The sequence below is a fragment of the Rhizobacter sp. P2_H2 genome (genome assembly GCF_056403375.1).
Map to the genome: position 1 here is coordinate 1 of NZ_JBFUFP010000738.1, position 2,790 is coordinate 2,790.

At 70.5% G+C, this 2,790-nt stretch carries 3 protein-coding genes; 2 read left to right on the top strand and 1 reads right to left on the bottom strand.

Going from position 1 to position 2,790, the window contains the following annotated elements:
* Nucleotides 1–544: thiamine pyrophosphate-binding protein (locus AC1D15_RS25520; protein WP_477828191.1), on the bottom strand; the 544-nt coding region annotated here is incomplete at its 3' end.
* Nucleotides 545–795: 251 nt separating this feature from the next.
* On the opposite strand from AC1D15_RS25520, the gene AC1D15_RS25525 reads away from it, so the two are divergent.
* Nucleotides 796–2,274: a DUF2403 domain-containing lipoprotein gene (locus AC1D15_RS25525; RefSeq protein WP_477828192.1), complete on the top strand. Its 1,479-nt coding sequence runs from the start codon at nucleotides 796–798 to the stop codon at nucleotides 2,272–2,274.
* 48 nt (nucleotides 2,275–2,322) lie between these two features.
* Nucleotides 2,323–2,790, top strand: a 468-nt coding sequence (locus AC1D15_RS25530) for a TetR/AcrR family transcriptional regulator (protein WP_477828193.1), incomplete at its 3' end; no start/stop codon positions are given.

Sequence of the window (2,790 nt, forward strand, 5' to 3'; positions counted from 1 at the left end):
GGGTCAGCATGTCTTCCGGCAGCACCAGCACCACCGGCCCGGGCCGCCCCTGCAGCGCGGTGTGGAAGGCGCGCGAGATGTACTCCGGCAGCCGCGCCGGGTCGTGCACCTCGCCGACCCACTTCGCGAAGCCGAGCGTGCCGGGGCCGAACACCTGCCGGTAGTCGAGCTCCTGGAAGGCCTCGCGGTCGCGCTGGTCGCTCGCCACCTGGCCGATGAACAGCACCATCGGCGTGCTGTCCTGGAAGGCGGTGTGCAGCCCGATGCTGGCGTTGGTGGCACCGGGGCCGCGCGTCACGAAGCACACGCCCGGGCGGCCGGTCAGCTTGCCCTGCGCCTCGGCCATGAAGGCGGCGCCGCCCTCCTGCCGGCAGGCGATGAAGCGGATGCTGTCGCGGTGTTCATGGAAGCCGTCGAGCACCGCCAGGTAGCTCTCGCCGGGGACACCGAAGACGGTGTCGATGCCCTGGGCGATCAGGGCTTCGACGAGCACATGGCCGGCGAGGCGTTGCGGGCGGGGCGAGGAGGACGCGGATTCAGTCATGTCGGCGCGGCGCAGGAAGCTGGACAGAAGCGCCCAGTGTGCCTCGTGCGCTGACGATTCGCGGCAACCTGGAACAGGATGTGTCCGCGGGCGACGCAATCGGCGTCTGCGCTGGCGCATATGGTGCACATGCGCTGCGCCGATGGGTCGCGCGAACGCAGCGCCGGCGCGGGCTGGCGGGCCGCGTGGGCGGCCCTGCCCCGTGCGTCGCCGCGGCACCCGCATGGCCCGCGACTTGCCCCTGCCTGGCCATGAAAAAGACTTCCCTGCTGGCCGCCCTGTTCGCAACCGTTGCCCTCGCCGCCTGCAGCRGCGGCGGTGGAGACAGCCCTGCGCCGTCGCCCGTCGGAGGCGGCGCACCGTCGCCGGCCCCAGCCCCAGCCCCGGCGCCGGCCCCTTCGCCGAGCCCGGCTCCCGCTCCGAGTCCCGCTCCGGCACCGGCGCCGAGTCCTGCGCCATCCCCGAGCCCCGCACCGAGTCCGGCACCCGCGCCGGCACCGAGCCCGGCTCCGGCCCCCGCGCCGTCCGCCAACACCTGGTCGGACCTGGGCAACACCCAGGCTCCCGCCCACACGGCGTCCCCGACGAGCAACAACGGCACGCCGACGCTCGGCGGCACGCTGACCTTCACGAACATCGGCGCCAAGGGCTACTGGGGCCGCCGCATCGAGGCGCAGGCCGGCAGCGCGAGCTGCAACGTGCAGTCGGAAGTCATCAAGTTCCCGTGGGGTGATGAATCCTGCTGCCGCACGAAGCACGACGTCACCAGCGACAGGATCAGCCCGTTCAACGAAGAACTCGGGCTGGTGCTCGACGGCCCGCTGCGCATCAAGCAACTGGTCGTCTACCAGCCGCTGGGCGCCACCGACGGCAACTGGGCGATCCGCTCGTTCTGGGACCGCCGCACGCCCGACAAGCCGTACAACTTCCACTTCTCCGGACCGAAAGGTTCGAAGGTGCTGCCCAGCGAGCTCGGCAACAGCTGCACCGTCTTCGCGTCGCAGGAGAAGCCGTTCAAGTGCGGCCCCGGCAGCGACCCGTACTGCCCGGGCTCCGACCTCGACTTCGTCGGCTGGAAGGGCTCGAAGCTGGTCGTGATGCTGGCCGGCATGCCGTACGCCGACGACCCGACGATGAAGCCGCTGAGCTGCGTCACCGACGGCAAGGACGAGAAGGCCGAAGACTCGCCGTGGCTCGCGGTCGCCCCGTCGGAGCTGTACCGCGACGGCTGGTCGGGCTACAGCCCCTGCCACTGCTTCAGCAACACCCCCGGCAACGCCGGGCTCGGCGACGGCTGCGGCCAGATCAACATCCTCGAGGTGGTGGCCGAATCGCAAGGCGCGCAGTACGGCAACCGCGACATCATCAGCACCGGCATCCGCTCGTACCAGGTCGGCTCGCTGGGCGGCTCGACCTGCGGCGTCAAGGGCTGCACGATGGATCACTTCTCGACCGATGCCGACCTGCTCGACGCGAACAGCCGGACGGTGATGAAGCAAGGGGCCGTCATCGACGCCAACAACCGCGGCAGCGCCGGCCCGGTCTGGCGCCGTCCGGTGGATGACCGCTACTACCTGGTGCTGCTCGACGAGCAGTCGCGCGCGGTGCAGGTGGCGATGGTCCACCCGGGCGCCATCCCGGCCTCGTTGAAGGCCATCGTGCCGGCGTTGCCGAACACGATCACCCGCGCTGCGGTCGACAGCCTGATGGGCTTGCGCCTGCCGAAGTAGGGTTCAACCGGATGCCCATAATTCACCATCCGTTGAATTATGGGCGCCATGCCGTCGCCCCTGCCCGCCACCGCTGCCAGCGCAGCCACCATCGTCGAGCTGCGCACCCGTGACGCCGACCGCACGCAGCAGGAGATCCTGCGCGCCGCGATGCACGAGTTCGCCGCAAGCGGCCTGGGTGGCGCGCGCATCGACGGCATCGCCGAGCGCGCCGGCGTCAACAAGCGCCTCATCTACTACTACTTCGGCGGCAAGGACGAGCTGTTCCTCGCGGTGCTCGAGCAGACCTATGCCGACATCCGCGACGCCGAGCGCGAGCTGCACCTCGAACGCCTGAGCCCGCCCGACGCGGTGCGCCGGCTGGTGTCGTTCACCTGGGAGCACTACCTCGCACACCCGGAATTCCTGACGCTGCTGAACAGCGAGAACCTGCACCGCGCCCGCCACCTGAAGACGTCCAGCCGCATCCGCGAGATGAACTCGCCGCTGCTGCACACGCTCGGCGAGGTGCTGGAG